Here is a 15,149-nt window from a genome sequence, read left to right as displayed (position 1 = left end):
GGTTATCTTTGGCAGCTCGATGCGCTCGACCGCGTAACGACCGTCCACCGTGGCGGGATCTAGTCAACGGTGTGCGGCGTAGCTCGCCAGCCCAGCTCGGGGGTGGGAACGAGCTCAGCCGAAATGCAGGGAGGCGGTGATCGTCGGGGCCCGCTCACGAGGGAAGGCACCAATGCGCGCAGTACCGTCGCCACCCCCGGAGGGGTCGGCCGAGCCGATCGAGCGCAGGGCGCCGGATGGGCCCCGAACGGGGATCATCAAGGTGCTGCTTGCCGAGGATCTTGACCTGTTACGCAGTGCCCTGGTCAGCCTGCTGTCCGAGGAGGACGACATCGAGGTTGTGGCCGCGCTCAAGTGCAACGACAAGAAGGTCGTGCCGGTGGCGCTGCGGCTGCGGCCGGACGTCGTGGTGGTCGACGTCGACCTGCCGAGCTCCCGGGTCCTGCCGACCGTCACCGAGCTGCGCCGCCGGCTGCCGGAGTGCCAGATCGTGGCGCTGGCGTCGGCCAAGCCGGCCGGGCTGGTGCAGCGTCTGCTCGCCGCGGACGTGCACGGTGCGGTGGACAAGAACGCACCGGCCGACCGGCTGCTCGAGGCGATTCGCGGCGCCGCCAAGGGAGAGCTGGTGGTCGACATCAACCTCGCGGTGGCCGCGCTGGCCGTCGAACCCAACCCGCTCACCCCGCGGGAGCTGCAGGTGCTGCAGCTGGCCGCGGAGGGCGCGTCCGGGCCGGAGATCGCCGAGGCGCTGCACCTGTCGCCGGGCACCGTGCGCAACTACCTGTCGAAGGTGATCAGCAAGACCTGCGCGCGGACCAGGGTGGACGCGGTGCGGATCGCCCGCGAAGCCGGGTGGATCTAGCCGGCGGCGACGGGTTCCACGGGCCCGACGCCCCAGTGCCCGAGCAGCTGTCGGTACAGCGGCGAGCCGGATCGCAGGCTGTGGTGATCGCCGACGGCGGCGCCCGCGCCGTCCAGCACGAGGATCCGCCGCGCCCGCAGCGCCGAGCTGATCCGGTGCGCGATCACGGTCAGCGTGCCGCCGCGCGCGGCGAACGCCTCCTCGGCGCGCCGCTCGGCCGCCGGGTCCAGGTGGCAGGTCGCCCCGTCGAGCACCACCAGCTCGGCCGGGGACGGGTAGGCCCCGGCCAGCGCCACGAGCTGGCGCTCCCCCGCGGACAGCTCGGCCGGCGCCGGCTCACCGGCGAGCCCGCCGAGCCGGGCCACCAGGTGGTCGGCGCCCACGGCGGCGATCCGCGCCCGGGTGGCGTCCGGACGCAGGTAGGTCAGGTTCTCCCGGACGGTGCCGGCGAAGACGCCACCTGCGGGATCAGCACCCGGACCGCGGCCGCCGATCCAGGCCAGCTCCGCGGCGGGCGTGCCGCCGCCGGTCACCGTGCCCGCATCCGGCCACAGCAACCCGGCCAGCGTGGACTTGCCGATCCCGCTTGGTCCGACGATGGCCAGGTGGTTGCCTTCCGGCACGGTCAGGTCCAGGCCCCGCAGCACCGGCTCGGCGTGCGGGCCGTAGGCGAAGGTCACCCCGCTCAGCACCAGCTCGTAGCCGGACGGCGGCGGCGCGGTCGTGCGATTCTCACGGGTGACGTGAACTCACACCAGGACGACCCGCAACAATCACGCTCCGCTATAAATCCCGGAAACCCTTTCGGACTAAACCCCAGAATGTGCGGGCAACCACGGCCACAGAACAACAACCCACACTTTCCTGGACACATTCCGTCACCCCGAAAAGACCCATTGTCACGCCTCTCCCCCACCGGAGGAGACCCCGGCGGACGACTAGGAACGAACGAGCCGCGCGATCGCCTCACTCGCCTCCCGCACCTTCTCCTCGGCCCCCTGCCCCCCATCGGCGAGCGCCTGAGCCACACAGTGCTTGAGATGCTCGTCCATCAGGGCGATCGACACGGCCTGCAGCGCCTTCGTCGCGGCCGAGATCTGCGTCAGCACGTCGATGCAGTACTCGTCGTTCTCCACCATCCGCTGCAGCCCCCGCACCTGCCCTTCGATACGCCGAAGCCGCTTAAGATGACCATCCTTGGTGCTGCTGTATCCAGGCATCGCAGGCTCCATGGGTGTGCGGGGCTCACTCGACTACAGGGTACCTACCCCATGGGGGTACACCAGCGCGGTCGCGGTGTGGTCGGGCGGGGGCCAGGCGCATGGCGGGCGGTGGCGGGGTTGTTTGTTGGGTGGTGGCGGGGTTGGTGCTCCGCGGCGCGCATTTTAAGGTGCCGCGACTCGCCGTCAAGGGCGCTGCGCGTCGCTTCGCGAGCGCGGCCCCTTTCGGCAATAGTGGGCTTTGGTTAATGGGGCCGCGCCCCTTGACCGCGAGCCTCCCGCGGCACCTTGGCACGCCACATAGGGGCAGGCCTGGCGGCCCGCCCCTATTGCGCGCACCGGGGCCACAGGAAAGGGTGCGCGGGGAGCACAGGGGGGTTGCGTGGGCGGGCATTTGCGCAGGGGTATACCCGCGAATTTGTCCGAGGATGTGGGGGATGCGGTAGTCGGACGGGCTCACTGCCGCGGGTGGTGCAGGATGTTGCGCACCAGTTTCTGGTCGGGGTCGACCCAGCGGGGTGGCCGGAACCAGGGGAGGCGATTGATGACTTCGATCGCCCAGTCCGACTCGTGCACCACCTTATGATGCCGGCGGCAGAGCAGGACGAGGTTGTCTTGATCAGTAGCACCGCCGTGCAGCCAATGGTGAATATGGTGCGCGTCGCACCAGCGGGCCCGCAGATGGCAGCCGGGGAAGGCGCAGCCTTGGTCGCGGGCGATCAACGCGGTGCGCAGCTTCGGTGACACCAACCGGTGCGCCCGGCCCAGGTCGAGGGGCACGGAGTCGCCGTTGAGCACGATCGGGATCACGTCGGCGTCGCAGGCGATCCGCCGGACGGCCTGGGGGCACAGCACGGCGCCGCCTTCGGTGGTGGCGAGGCCGGTGCCCTCCAGCAGCGCGTTGAAGTCGACGAACACGGTGAGGTTGGGCTTTTCCCCACCCTGACTCGGACGCTGCTCGGACTTGGCGGCCAGGTCAATGACCGCGCACAACGCATCCCCGTAGCGTTCGTCGGCGGGGCGGGTGTCGTCGGCGGTGGGTTTGGCTACTGGGCCGAGCAGGGCTTCGAGGGTGTCGGCGGACTCGCGGGCGATGCGGCCGGCGAAGCGCATGCCGCCGTCGCGCGTGCGTTGGTAGCGCAAGGAGTTCCGATCTGGTGTCGGTTCGTCTGTGGGGGTGGGGCCGTCGGGGTTGAGCCGGTCAAGCAGGATCCGGCCGTGTTCGCGGACCACGCGGGGTTCGCTGGTGCGCGCGGTGACCGCCAGGGTCGACTCGACCAACTCCCGATTCTGCACCGAGGTGTCTTCGGGGAGCTGGGTGAGGACCTGGGTGACGGCGTCGATGTGCTCGCCGTCGATCACCCCGTCGCGCAGCGCTTGCCGCATGGAGGGCAGCGGCGCCGGGGTGACATGCCCGGTGGGAGTCACGGTTTCGGTGACCTGGGCGGCTTGGGCGACCATTCGGCTGGTTTCGCGGCGGGACAGGCGGGTGGCCTCGGTGAGGTAGGCCGGCAGGCTGGGATAGCCGGCCTGGGAGGCCACTTGGTCGCGTTGCATTTCCGCGACCAGATCGAGAATCTCCGCGTCCAACAACCGGCGTTGGGTGAGTTTGTCCACCAGGGCAGCCGTCAGTTCCTCCCCGGCAGGAGTGTGGAAACTGTGCGGCTGACTCACAGCACAATTTTACCGCGCCGGTCCGACATTTCCCGGGTGCCACACCGACAACCACCTGTTCGGGGTCCGGGGATCGGGCGGGCCAAAGGGCAGGGGCCACCCTGCCCCCTTTTCCTGCCCAGGTGCCGCGTGCGAGGCTCATTGTCAAGGGTCGCGGCCAATTAATAAATGTGCACTATTCCTCATAGTGCCGCGATCGCGCAGCGACGCCGAAGGCGCCCTTGACAATGAGACGCGGCACCTACAATCCGCCCGACCCCCGGACCCCCAAACACCCCCCGGCACACCACCCCCCGGGACGAAACCTACCGCCCGAGCAGCCGATCAATCTCCCCCATCTGCTCCCCCGTGAGCGGAGCCCTCCTCAACACCCCCGCGTTGTCCTCCGCCTGCCCCGGCGTCCGGATCCCCGGGATCGGCACCGTGCGGGAGCTCCGGGAGAGGATCCAGCCGAGAGCCCCCTGCGCCAAGCTTCGTCCATCACTGGTGAGGATGTCCCGGATGGCCTCGAGCCGCCGCAGGAAGTCCGGCGACGGCCGGCCGTCGGTGAAGTATGCCACCCACGCCGGGGAGTCTCCGCGAACGTCGTTGTCCGGCAGGCGGGCGGAGTCGGCGCCGTAGCGGCCTCCGAGCAGACCCATCGCGAGCGGAGCACGGTTGATGCTGGCCAGCTCGTGCATCTCGCAGACGGCGAGCATGGCGGGGAAGTCCTCGAAGACGTTGAGGACGTGCTGGGTGGCGGTGCAGTGCTGGCCCTTGGCGAAGGCGGCGGCCTTGTCGGGGTCGTCGGTGCTCCAGCCGTAGGTGCGGATCAGGCCCTGGTCGACGAGGTTCTCGAGCGTGGCGAGGACGTCGTCGACCTGGGCGAGGGGGACGTCGCAGTGCAGCTGGTAGAGGTCGATGCGGTCGGTGCCGAGGCGGTCGAGGGATGCCCGGCAGGCCCAGCCGGTGTATGCGGCGGACACGTCGGTGCCGGTGAGGACCCTGGCGGAGGCGTCGTAGGTGTTGCCGAACTTGGTGGCGATCACCACGTCGTCGCGGTGGCCGGCGAGCGCGCGGCCGAGGATGCGCTCGCTGTGGCCGGTGCCGTAGACGTCGGCGGTGTCGAAGAAGGTGATGCCGAGGTCGAGCGCGCGGTGGACGGCGGCGATCGACTCGTCGTCGTCGACGTCACCCCAGCCGGCCGGTTTGCCCCCGGACATGAACGGCCCCCCGATCGCCCAGGCGCCGAACCCGATGTCGCTGACCTCGATGCCGCTGCGGCCGAGCAGTCTCATGCCCATACCTTGCAACCTGGAGTGCGCTCCAGGTCAAGCGAGATAGCTGCCGGGCTCGGGATCGGTGATCAGCGCGGCCAGGATGTGCCGGTCGGCCCAGCGGTCGGTGAGCCAGGCCAGCGCCCGGGCGAGCGCGTCGGCGGAGTCGGACGCGTGCACGGCGCCGTCGCGATCGACCCACCACGGCGGGGCGGTGGGCTCGTCGTGGACGAGCAGCCCGCCGTCGGGCACCTCCAGCCCCAGGAGGTCACAGGCGGCGACGACCGCGCCCAGCTCCGCCCAGCCGACCCACTCACCGGCACTGTCCACGGTCAACTGCACGGTCTCACTCGCCAGCGGCAGGTCGAGCAGCTCAGCCAGGGCGGGGGCGAGGGTGAAGTCGTCCCCGGCGCAGACCAGGCGGTCGTCGGGCACAAGGCCGAGCAGCCACGGCTCGTCCAGGACGGCGCAGTCCTCCGCGGCGCGCACATCCCCGGTCAGCGTCCGGACCCGGTCCGGCGGATCCACCTCGGCCGGGTCGGCGCCGGCGAGCGTCGCATACGCCCGCAGCAGCACGCCCGGCGGAATCTCCCGGCGCGGATCCCCCAGCCGGGCAAGGAGATCCGACGCGTCGACGTCGTCAAGCGCACCGCGCACCCCGATCGCGGCCAGCACACTCTCGGGCAGGCCCACGTCGGGCACCGGGTCGTACAGCCCGGCCAGCGCGCCCGCCCCGGGCAGCCGCCAGAACCGCGGCGCCGCCCCGGCGAGGACGGCGTTGTTGCCGATCCACCAGGACGTGTAGCCGCCCGGCTGGCGCAGGGCCGGCCAGGTCACCGGGTCGCCGGCGAGCAGTCGCAGCGCCCGGGGCCAGGCGTCGTCGGCGATCAGGTCGAGGTCGCGCACGGCGAGCACCCGGGTCGGCGGCTCGGCAAGCGAGTCCCACCACTCCGCCTCGTCCGGCAGGTCGTGGTCGGGGCCGGCCGGCTCCTCGTCGTCCACGGTGGCGAACGAGTCGAGCACGCCGACGGCGGTGAGCACGGTCGGCGGCCACGCCTTGGCCACGGAGTCGGCGAGCACCCCCAGCGGCGAGTCGCCGGCCAGCAGGTCGAGGAACGCCGAACCGGGCAGCGCCAGCTCGTCGGCGCGCCGCCGGTCGCCGGCCGCGTCGGGCAGGGCCAGCGCCCCGAGCCAGGGCCGCTCGCCGGGGCGCGCGCTGACCTCGCTCACCAGGCGTAGCACCGCGTCGACGAGTCCCGTGATGTCCACACCGGACTCGACGTCGTCCAGGCTGCGCTCGACGGCGTCGCGCAACGGCGGGGAGTCCAGCAGATCTTCCGGACCGCCCCGGCGGGCGCCGAGCCGCAGCAGCAACGGATGCGCCGCGTCCGGGTGCACGACCCGCAACCCGAGGTCCATATCGGACAGCTCGTCGAGCAGCTCGTCGACGAGCAGTGCACCGCGCGGGCCCGGCAGGGTGTGCCCGTCCAGCAGCGGAACCGGCAGGCCGCCCAGCTCCTCGCGCACGCCGGCGTCGAGCTCGGCCAGCGGGCTCAAGGCCTCGTAGAGCTGGCGCCACCACGACGGCGGGCGGTCGATCCCGGTGACGGCCTCGATCACGCCGGCCGGCCGCAGCCGCGGAACACCCAGCGCGGCAAGGGCTTTGGCGTGCTCGGGCCCGGCGAGCGCGCCGTCGAGCAGGCCGGGCACGGCGTCGGCGAGCAGGTCGGCAAGGCCCGGCGCCGGCAGGTCGAGCACCGTGGCCCCGGCCGGACGCACCTCGTCGCGGTCCTCCCCCGCGGGCGGCAGCCACCGGGCGGCCCGCAGCTCGTCGAGCACCAGGTCCCGCAGCCGTCCATCCACTTCGGACAACGGAAAGTCCGGGCGCGGCACCAGTTCCGTACGGTCCACCGGTTCCAGGCGCCGGACCAGGTCCGGGTAGCTCCTCGCGGCCTCGGCGAGCACGGCGTCGGCGGCCGGGCCGGGCGCGAGCCTGCGGCGGGACGGCTCGATCGGCAGCGTCGCGATGAGCCTGGCCGGCAGGGACATCCGCTCATCGGTCGGTGTCGGCGCGTGCAGCACGTCGGACTCCAGCGGGCGCGGACGGCCATCCCCGGAGATCGGCACCGCCCAGCAGACAGTCCAGTGTGGACGAGTCCGCGCCTCGACTCCCAGCCGCGACGTGACCTCCGCGGACAGCTCCCCGGATCGCCGGCACACCAACCAATGGCCAACACCGGACGGCCCGTGCAGCTCCACCCGCCCATCGGTCTCCGCACGCTCCCATCCGGACGAACCGATCTCGATGCGGCCCAGCCCGGTGAGCGACAGCAGCAGATCCACGATCTGGTCGGCGAACCCGGCGAGCAGCGCCTGACCGTCTACATCGGAGCGAAGCGGAAGCCTGACCTCGGTGTCGAACCCGTCAGGTGGACCGGGCTCGGTCTCCGGCACCGGCCAGGCAAGGCGGAGCACCGGAACCCGCCCGCCCCGGTCGGCCACCCGGGCCGACAGCTCGGGCACGGCCGCCAACTCCTCTGCGGTCCGCGCCGCGGAGAACTCGACGCCACCCGACCGGGACACCACCCGCGGGGCGTCGCTGACCGTCAGCACCGCGGCGAACCCCACCCCGAACCGGCCCACCACGTGCCCGCTGTGCTTGGCCGAGGCGCGCAGCGACGCCAGCGCGGCCACCCCGTCGGCGTCCAGCAGGGCGCCGGTGTTCGCCGCGCGCAGCTCACCATCCACAATGGACACACGGAGAACCCCCGCCACACCGGCGGTCATCGCGGCGTCGGCGGCGTTCTGCGCGAGCTCGACGAGCAACCGGTCCCGGTAGCCGCCGAGGTAGAGGTCCTCCTCGGCGTTGGCGTCCTCGCGGAACCTGGTCGGCGAGCTGCGCCAGCCGGCGAGCACCGACTCCCGCAGCGCGGCCGTGCCGAACGGGTCGGCGCTCACTCCGCGTTCGGCGGGTCCGCCGGCTCGGGCCCTTGCTCCTCGGCGCCGTTCCGGTCGACCACCTCGATGTCCAGCAGCGCGTCGTCGTCGTAGATGAGGTCCGCGACGAGCACCGGGGACACCTGCTCGACCTCGGCCTCGGAGTGCGCGCCGCAGCCGTACTCGGCGTGCACCACGTGGCCGTCGGCCGGCGCGATCTCGTTGCCGCACACGCCAAACGCGGCGCTCAGCGCGCCGGCGATCGGCAGGTAGAACCCGCACGTCCCGCAGTGGCCGGGCGCGCCGCGGGCCATGTCCGAGCGCGGGCCGAACTCGCCGGCCCTCCAGCGCTTGGCCGCCTCCAGCCGGGCCGGCCGGGACATCACCCGCACCCGGCCGAGGCCGAGCTCCGTGGCGGTGTCCTCGATCACCGGGTCGTCGGACTGCAGGTACGCCGGCACCAGCCGCGGGTCGTCCGGCGCGGTCGGCAGCAGGTCGCCGACGCCGAGGTCGCCCGCCTGGACCCGCTCCTGCCACGGCACCCATTCCGGGGCGATCAGCGCGTCCGGCCCCGGCAGCAGTACGACCTCGCTGACCGTCACCTCCGTGCCCGGCCCGGCGCTGGCCACGGTGACCGCCCAGCACCAGCCGCGGTAGCCGGGCCGGTTCGCGTCGAACAGGTGCGTGGCGGCGCCACCCTCCTCCAACTGCACCCCGACGTGCTCCCCGACCTCCTGCTCGCCGGCGTCCTCCTCGGCCGCGGCGCGGGCCAGCTCGACGGCCGCCAGGAGCTCGGCCGGCGCGGCTTCGGGTACGGGCGTGGAGTTCATCACCCACGATTGTGCAACATTGACTCGTGAGCCGTTCCACTGGCGTGTCCGTAGTCCTGCTGGCCGCGCTGCTCGCGGGCTGCGGCGCCGGCCGGACCGGCGGCGGCAGCGACCACAGCGGCGGTCCCGGCGCTCCGGACCGGCTGCGCGCCGAGGTGCTGCAGGTGCTTCCGCACGATCCGAGCGCGTTCACCCAGGGGCTCGAGCTGGTCGACGGCACGCTCTACGAGGGCACCGGGCTCGAGGGCCACTCCACGTTGCGGGAGGTGGACCCGGCCACCGGCGCCGTGCGGCGGCAGACCGCGCTGCCGCGGGACCTCTTCGGCGAGGGCATCACCGCGGTCGGGCCGACGATCTGGCAGCTCACCTGGCAGGAAGGCGTTGCCATCCAACGGGATCGCGGCACGCTCGCCGAGCTGCGCCGGGTCAGCTACCCCGGCGAGGGCTGGGGCCTGTGCCACGACACCGCCGCGGGCCGGCTGGTGATGAGCGACGGGACCGACCGGCTGACCTTCCGCGACCCGCAGACCTTCGAGCCGGCCGGCGAGGTGCGGGTGTCCGCCGGCGGCACGGCGGTGAGCAAGATCAACGAGCTGGAGTGCGCGCACGGCGCGGTGTTCGCCAACATCTGGCAGACCGACACCGTCGTGCGCATCGATCCCGGATCCGGCCGGGTGACCGCGCGCATCGACCTGGCCGGCCTGCTGCCGCCCGCCGACCGGGCCAACACCGACGTGCTCAACGGCATCGCGGCCATCCCCGGCACCGACGAGTTCCTGGTCACCGGCAAGTACTGGCCCAAGATGTTCCGGGTGCGGTTCGTCCCGGCACCCACCTGACCGCGCCAGGGGATATGTCTGCGATCGAGGTGGCGGGTACGGCAGGATGGAAGAGTGAGTCGCAAGCGCCGGGACTGGACGCAGCGGAACGCGCCGGCCGGTCAGCGGCGCGAGCCGCCGACGCACGCCATCCCGCAGCACGACGAGGAGAGCCTGCGGCGCACGCAACCGGTGCGCCGCAACCCGCACCACGCGCCGCAGCGCCAGTTTCCCCCGCAGCAGCCGCCTCCTCCGCCTCCGCAATGGCGCAACGCCCCACCGCGCCCGCCGACCAGGCGGCTGGAACGCGACGAGCCGCCACCGGTGGAGACCTACGGTGACGTCGACGCCGGCTACCGCCGGACGGTGCCGAACCCCGGCGCCCCGCAGCAGTACCCCAAGAAGCTGACCGTCACCCGGGTGGCCGCGCTGCGCAGCCGCCAGCTCACCAGCCAGGCCGTGCAGGCCTTCCGCCGCGCGACGCGGGCCGACGGCGCCGACAAGTCCGGGCTCACCTCGCTGACCTACGCCACGATGCTCAACTACGCCAGCGACGCCGCGATGGCCGTGGCGCTGGCCAACGTGCTGTTCTTCTCCCCGGCCAGCACCGACTCCAGCAAGGCCAAGGTCGCGCTCTACCTGCTGATCACCGTGGCCCCGTTCGCGCTGATCGCCCCGGTCATCGGCCCGGCGCTGGACCGCATCCAGCGCGGGCGGCGGCTGGCCATGTGCCTCGCGGCGATCGGCCAGGCGCTGATGTGCCTGCTGATGGCCACCAACTTCGACAGCTGGCTGCTCTACCCGGGCGCGCTGGGCAAGATGGTGCTGTCTAAGTCGTTCACGGTGCTCAAGGCCGCGATGACGCCGCGGGTGCTGCCGCCGGAGATCACGCTGGCCAAGACCAACGCCCGGCTGACCGTGTTCGGTCTCGCCGCCGGCACCGTGTTCGGCGGCGTCGCCGCGCTGCTGGCGAACCTGTTCGGCTCGCCGGGCGCGATGTGGTTCACCGTGCTCATCTGCGTGGTCGGCGCCGGCCAGGCGCTGCGCATCCCGGCCTGGGTCGAGGTGACCGAGGGCGAGGTGCCGGCCACCCTGTCGCCGCACCCGACCCGGCCGCGCCGGCAACCCATGGGCCAGCAGGTGATCTCCGCGCTGGCCGGCAACGCGACCATCCGGGTGCTCACCGGGTTCCTGATGATGTTCGCCGCGTTCGCCGTGCGCGCGCAGCACGAGGGCGCGGCGTTCACCCAGCTCATGCTGCTCGGCCTGATCGCGGCGGCGGCCGGCCTCGGCAGCTTCGCCGGCAACGCGGTCGGCGCGCGCATGCACGTCGGGCACCCGGAGACGGTGGTGATCGGCTGCGTGATCGCGGCGCTCACCTCCACCCTGGTCGCCACCGTGGCGCCGGGCGTCGCCACCGCCGCGCTGGTCGGCCTGGTCGGCGCGACGGCAAGCGCGCTGGCCAAGAACAACCTGGACGCGGTCATCCAGGACCACCTGCCCGAGGAGTCCCGAGCCTCGGCGTTCGGCCGCTCCGAGACCGCGCTGCAGCTCACCTGGGTGTTCGGCGGCGCCGTCGGTCTGCTGCTGCCGCCCACCTACTGGATCGGCTTCCTCGTCGTGTCCCTCCTGCTGGGCCTCGGCCTCGCCCAGACCTGGGTCGCCCGCCAGGGCGCCACGCTCATCCCCAAGTTCGGCGGCGCGACCGCTCGTTAGCCTCGTGCCCGTGCACCGCATCCCGATCGCCCTCGCCGCCACGGCGCTCCTGCTGGCCGCATGCGGGGACGATCCCCCGCCGCTGCCCGAGGTGTCCTTCACCGCCGAGGGCACCACGGTGTCCGCGCGCCCCTTCCTGCACTGCGACGTCATGGTCACCAAGTGCGACCGCGACGACGCCGCACAGGCCAGGATGCCCGTCCCCCCAGGCAAGCCGGTCACCGTCACGGTGCCCAGGGAGGTGGCCGACTCCCCCTGGTCGGTCGTCATCCAGTACCGCACCGCCACCGGCGAGCAGAAGGACCCCGAGACCGTCGCCACCTTCGTCCCCCACGAGCGCAGCGACTACACCGTCCAACCCCCCACCCCCGACGCCCAACTCCAGACCATCGAGATCAAACAGGCCAGCGCCAAACAGGAACCCGGCGCCACCAGCGAAATCCAACTCCTCGCCCGCGCCGTCTGGTCACTACAGATCGAATCGACCTGACAGCAAGCAGCCCCCACCCCGAATATTGGGTGGGGGGCGGGTTCGTGGGCAGTTTACCGCCCGAAACCAACGATGATCTTCCAGCGAGCCCGGTTGTCCACAGGTTGTGGTTATGGATCCAGCTCCCGCGCGACGGCCCGGACCACTTCGGCGACCAGCTTCGTGGTCTTGCGGTCGGGGTACTTGCCGCGGCGCAGGTCGGGTTGGACCTTGGCCTCGAGCAGTTTGATCATGTCCTCGACCAGGCCGTGCAGCTCCTCGGCCGGGCGGCGGCGGGCCTCGGCGACCGAGGGCGGCGGATCCAGCAGCCGGACGGACAGCGCCTGCGGGCCGCGGCGGCCGTCGGCGACGCCGAACTCGATCCGCTGGCCAGCCTTGAGCCCCGGGATGCCCGGGGGCAGCGCGGAGGAGCGGACGTAGACGTCCTCGCCCCCGTCCTGGGTGACGAACCCGAAGCCCTTCTCCGAGTCGTACCACTTGACCTTGCCGGTCGGCACAGCCCTCACCGCTCCTCAGTCGCACAACGAACGCGCCCCAGGAGTACCCGAGACGCGTCCCGCTAGCCTATGCCAACCCCCCTGACATGGAGAAGTCACCTGGTCACGTATTAGCTTCGGCACACCGTCCCATAAGGGTACGTGTCCGCGGCGGGATTCAGGGACGGGCGGCTCCGGTCAATCGTTCGACGAGACGGGCGACGGTCGGCGACTCGAACACGGTGCGGATGTTGATCTCCGCGCCGAACGTCGACCGGATCCGGTTGATCAGCCGGGCGGCCTGCACCGAATGCCCGCCGAGGTCGAGGAAGCTGTCGTCGATGCCCACCTCGGGCACGCCGAGGATGTCGCAGAACAGCTGACACATGGTCCGTTCCTGGTCGGTGCGCGGCCCGCGCCCGGTCGCCATCGAGGCGAGGTCCGGCACGGGCAACGCCGCGCGGTCGAGCTTTCCGCAGGCGGTCAACGGAAGCGCGTCCAGCACGACGACCGTCGACGGGATCAGGTGCTCGGGCAGCAGGCCGCTCAGGTGCTCGCGCAGCGCGCCGGTCGACACCTTGTGACCGTCGGCGGCCACCACGTAGGCGTCGATACACCGGTGGCCGGGCCGGTCCTCGCGCACCACCGCGGCCGCCTGGGTCAGCGTCGGGTGACCGGTCAGCGCGGCCTCGATCTCGCCGACCTCGACCCGGGAGCCGCGCAGCGTGACGTGGTCGTCGGCGCGGCCGAGCAGCTCCAGCACGCCGTTGGCCCGCCACCGGGCCAGATCTCCGGTGCGGTACATGCGTTCCCCAAGCCCGGCAAAGGGATTGGCGACGAACCGGTCGGCGGACCGGCCGGGCCGGTTCAGGTAGCCGTCTGGCAGGCAGCCGCCGGCGACGTACAGCTCGCCGGTCACCCCGGTCGGCACCGGCCGCCGCTCGGAGTCGAGGACGTACAGGCGCGTGTTGGCCGTCGGCCGTCCAATGGGGACGGTCATGGACTCGGTGACGTCCGGCTCGGCGACGGGGAACGCGGCGGCCACGCCCATGCCCGCGGCCGGCCGGTAGGCGTTGACCACGTGCAGCCGCGGAAAGTCGCGCAGGGCCTTGGCCACGTGGGTGACCGAGGCGGGCTCCGCGTTGGTGATCGCCTGCCGCACCACGTGGAACACCACCGGGTACTCGTCGATCATCAGGTTGAACAGGCCGGCCGGCAGCTGCAGCGTGGTCACGTCGTGCTTGGCCACGAGCATGGCGATGAGCGCGGGATCCGGGCGCTGGCCCGGTTGCAGCACCACGGCCCCACCGAACAGCAGCGGCGCGAACACCTCCAGCACGAACGCGTCGCCGTTGATCGGCGCGCACTGCAGGAACACCTGGTCCGGCCCGACCTGCAGGAACCGCTGGCCGAGCAGCCCGGACACCAGCCCGCGGTGGGTGCGGACCAGGCCGACCGGGCGGTCGCCGTACGTCACGCAGGCCATCTCGGCCGGGTCGACGGTGGCCTCCAGGTTGTCGTCCGGCTCGTAGGCGATCCGGCCGACCATCTCGGCGTCCATCCGGATGACGTCGACCTCGGCGGTGGCCAGCCGGGCGGACCGGCCGGCCACGGTGATCACCTTCGCCGGCCGGAACCGGTCGAGCACGCCGAGCAGGCGCGTCGCGGGCAGCTTCGGGTCGAGCATGACGTAGCCGGCGCCCACCTTGAGCACGGCCAGCATCGCGGTGATGAAGATCGGCGAGCGGTCGAGGTAGATCCCCACCAGGTCGCCGTGCCGAACCCCTTCCCGGACGAGGAACCTGGCCAGCTGGTTGGCCTTGGCGTTGAGGTCGGCGTAGCTGACGTCGAAGTCGTCGAAGATCAGCGCGGTCGCGTCCGGCGTGCGCTCCACCTGCTCCTCGAACAGCTCGTGCAGGCAGCGATCGTCCGGAGTGGACACCGCGGTGTCGTTCCAGTCGACGAGCAGGCGGCGCCGCTCGGTCTCGTCGAGCACGTCGATCGTCCCAATAGGAGCGTCCGGCTCGGCGGCGGCCTGCTCGAGCACCCGGACCAGCCGGGCGGCGAGCGCCTCGACGGTGTCCCGGTCGAACAGCGCGATCTCGTACTCCAGCGTGCCGGTGATCCCGTCGGGCCGGCCATCGCGGTCCAGGGTCGCGTGGAACGCGGCCAACAGGTCGAACCGGGCCGACCCGGAGCTGATCAGCTGCGGGGCGGCGTCGAGTCCCGGCAGGGTGAGCGTGGCCCCGGTCTGGTCGCACACCACCAGCATCACCTGGAACAGCGGGTGCCGGGACAGCGTGCGGGCCGGGCTGATCGCGTCGACCACCCGCTCGAACGGCACGCCCTGGTGGGCGTACGCGGCGACGTCGGTGCGGCGGACGCGGTCGAGCAGCTCGGTGAACGTGGGGCCGCCCGACGTGTCGGTGCGCAGCACCAGGGTGTTGGCGAAGAACCCGACCAGACCGTCGCGCGCGCCCGCGGTGCGGCCGGCGACCACCGACCCGATGGGCACGTCGGTCCCGGCGCCCATCCGGGACAGCAGCACCGCAAGTCCCGCCTGCAGCACCATGAACAGGGTGGTGCGCGAGGACCGGGCGAGCTCGGCGAGCCGGCCGTGCAGCTCGGCGTCGATGGTGAACCGCACGGTGTCGCCCCGGTGGCTCGGCTCGGCCGGGCGCGGCCGGTCCGTCGGCAGGTCGAGCTCCTCGGGCAGGCCGGCCAGCGCCTCTCGCCAGTACCGCAGCTGGGTGGCGATCAGGCTGCCCGGATCGTCGACGCTGCCGAGGAACTCCTGCCGCCACAGGAGGTACTCGACGTACTCGAGCGGAAGTGGATCGAGGCGCGGCGCGTGGCCCGCGCGCCGCGCC

The 15,149-nt window shown here is 72.2% G+C and carries 12 protein-coding genes; 4 read left to right on the top strand and 8 right to left on the bottom strand.

The genetic code is table 11. From position 1 onward, the window contains the following. Positions 1-172: 172 nt before the first annotated feature. Positions 173-862 (top strand): response regulator transcription factor, encoded by a 690-nt coding sequence (locus VGX25_RS31225; RefSeq protein WP_326921543.1) that lies wholly within the window; start codon positions 173-175, stop codon positions 860-862. Here the strand turns inward: VGX25_RS31225 and VGX25_RS31220 are convergent. The 6 genes from VGX25_RS31220 to VGX25_RS31195 form a co-directional block, all read right to left on the bottom strand. Further along, entirely contained in the window at positions 859-1,554 is a 696-nt protein-coding gene (locus VGX25_RS31220; RefSeq protein ID WP_326921542.1) for an ABC transporter ATP-binding protein, read from the bottom strand. The two genes, VGX25_RS31225 and VGX25_RS31220, sit on opposite strands and share 4 nt — an antisense overlap. 246 nt (positions 1,555-1,800) lie before the next feature. After that, the gene (locus VGX25_RS31215) at positions 1,801-2,082 is read right to left on the bottom strand and encodes a metal-sensitive transcriptional regulator (protein WP_326921541.1); all 282 of its coding nucleotides are present in this window, start codon (positions 2,080-2,082) and stop codon (positions 1,801-1,803) included. 456 nt (positions 2,083-2,538) lie between these two features. Further along, a complete protein-coding gene (locus tag VGX25_RS31210; RefSeq protein WP_326921540.1) occupies positions 2,539-3,756 on the bottom strand; it encodes an HNH endonuclease signature motif containing protein in 1,218 nt (405 codons plus the stop codon). A 305-nt stretch (positions 3,757-4,061) separates the two neighbouring features. Continuing rightward, positions 4,062-5,033 carry an aldo/keto reductase gene (locus VGX25_RS31205; protein WP_326921539.1) on the bottom strand — a complete coding sequence of 324 codons (972 nt, stop codon included), beginning with the start codon at positions 5,031-5,033 and terminating at the stop codon, positions 4,062-4,064. 33 nt (positions 5,034-5,066) lie between these two features. Beyond that, the gene (locus tag VGX25_RS31200) at positions 5,067-7,970 is read right to left on the bottom strand and encodes a sacsin N-terminal ATP-binding-like domain-containing protein (protein WP_326921538.1); all 2,904 of its coding nucleotides are present in this window, start codon (positions 7,968-7,970) and stop codon (positions 5,067-5,069) included. Then, the gene (locus VGX25_RS31195) at positions 7,967-8,779 is read right to left on the bottom strand and encodes a DUF3027 domain-containing protein (RefSeq protein WP_326921537.1); all 813 of its coding nucleotides are present in this window, start codon (positions 8,777-8,779) and stop codon (positions 7,967-7,969) included. Before VGX25_RS31195 ends, VGX25_RS31200 begins: the two co-directional genes overlap by 4 nt. Positions 8,780-8,805: 26 nt before the next feature. Here VGX25_RS31195 and VGX25_RS31190 point away from each other — a divergent pair, with 26 nt between their 5' ends. From VGX25_RS31190 to VGX25_RS31180, 3 genes are read left to right on the top strand one after another with little or no spacing between them, the layout of a single operon-like run. Then, a complete protein-coding gene (locus VGX25_RS31190) occupies positions 8,806-9,618 on the top strand; it encodes a glutaminyl-peptide cyclotransferase (RefSeq protein WP_326921536.1) in 813 nt (270 codons plus the stop codon). Between the two features lie 54 nt (positions 9,619-9,672). After that, complete coding sequence (locus VGX25_RS31185) at positions 9,673-11,313, top strand: MFS transporter (protein WP_326921535.1); 1,641 nt, start codon at positions 9,673-9,675, stop codon at positions 11,311-11,313. Positions 11,314-11,323: 10 nt separating this feature from the next. Further along, positions 11,324-11,803 carry a DUF2771 family protein gene (locus tag VGX25_RS31180; protein ID WP_326921534.1) on the top strand — a complete coding sequence of 160 codons (480 nt, stop codon included), beginning with the start codon at positions 11,324-11,326 and terminating at the stop codon, positions 11,801-11,803. A gap of 110 nt (positions 11,804-11,913) precedes the next feature. Here VGX25_RS31180 and VGX25_RS31175 read toward each other — a convergent pair whose 3' ends face one another. Continuing rightward, the gene (locus tag VGX25_RS31175; RefSeq protein WP_326921555.1) at positions 11,914-12,300 is read right to left on the bottom strand and encodes a cold-shock protein; all 387 of its coding nucleotides are present in this window, start codon (positions 12,298-12,300) and stop codon (positions 11,914-11,916) included. Positions 12,301-12,457: 157 nt separating this feature from the next. After that, positions 12,458-15,149: non-ribosomal peptide synthetase (locus tag VGX25_RS31170; protein WP_326921533.1), on the bottom strand; the 2,692-nt coding region annotated here is incomplete at its 5' end.

Source organism: Actinophytocola sp., assembly GCF_035942955.1.
Classification (GTDB): domain Bacteria; phylum Actinomycetota; class Actinomycetes; order Mycobacteriales; family Pseudonocardiaceae; genus DASYTH01.
This window is presented reverse-complemented; position numbering and strand designations above follow the sequence as displayed.

Excerpts from the sequence above, each read along its gene's own strand:
- VGX25_RS31195 (WP_326921537.1), bottom strand. The coding sequence starts at position 8,779 with ATGAACTCCACGCCCGTACCCGAAGCCGCGCCGGCCGAGCTCCTGGCG.
- VGX25_RS31215 (WP_326921541.1), bottom strand. The coding sequence starts at position 2,082 with ATGCCTGGATACAGCAGCACCAAGGATGGTCATCTTAAGCGGCTTCGG.
- VGX25_RS31205 (WP_326921539.1), bottom strand. The coding sequence starts at position 5,033 with ATGAGACTGCTCGGCCGCAGCGGCATCGAGGTCAGCGACATCGGGTTC.
- VGX25_RS31225 (WP_326921543.1), top strand. The coding sequence starts at position 173 with ATGCGCGCAGTACCGTCGCCACCCCCGGAGGGGTCGGCCGAGCCGATC.